The following is a 408-nucleotide window of genomic DNA, read 5'->3' as shown; positions in this document are numbered from 1 at the left end:
GGGCGTTATAAGGCTCGGATATGTTCAAGCTGGTAATTACTTCTAGTGTCCAGTCAGCTTTTGTTGCAGCTTTGCTTCTAATAGTAATCAGCTTGCCGTCTTATGGCGCTGCTGCAACAATATTTGGCATTATTGCATTACCTGTAGCACTAATTATTTGCTTAGTTTTTGCGTATCCATTAATCCGTCTGTGGCAATACTACTCATGGTCAATTCGGGTAAGTTTTGCAATTTTTACTGTTTTTGGTTTTACTCTAGGTATCCTTACACCGATTTTATTTTTTGGAGTTGGGGGGACTGAAATTAGTATCAGATCCGCTACATTTTTAGGTTTGAGTGGTGTTCTTGGTTTCGTTTGTTCTTCCACAGCGTGGAATTTCGTGCGCAAACAGGTCGCCTTATAACAAA

The 408-nt window shown here is 40.0% G+C and carries 1 protein-coding gene; it reads left to right on the top strand.

Annotated elements, in window-relative coordinates:
• Window positions 1–20 precede the first annotated feature (20 nt).
• Complete coding sequence (locus CEX98_RS22040; protein WP_099644122.1) at window positions 21–404, top strand: hypothetical protein; 384 nt, start codon at window positions 21–23, stop codon at window positions 402–404.
• The last annotated feature ends 4 nt before the right edge of the window (window positions 405–408 follow it).

It is taken from the genome of Pseudoalteromonas piscicida (assembly GCF_002744175.1).
Taxonomy (GTDB): domain Bacteria; phylum Pseudomonadota; class Gammaproteobacteria; order Enterobacterales; family Alteromonadaceae; genus Pseudoalteromonas; species Pseudoalteromonas piscicida_B.
Note: the sequence above shows the minus strand (reverse complement) of the source record. Positions and strands in the feature narration are given on the sequence as shown.

What these genes read in the sequence shown, in the direction of transcription:
- CEX98_RS22040 (WP_099644122.1), top strand. Translation starts at nt 21, where the DNA reads ATGTTCAAGCTGGTAATTACTTCTAGTGTCCAGTCAGCTTTTGTTGCA.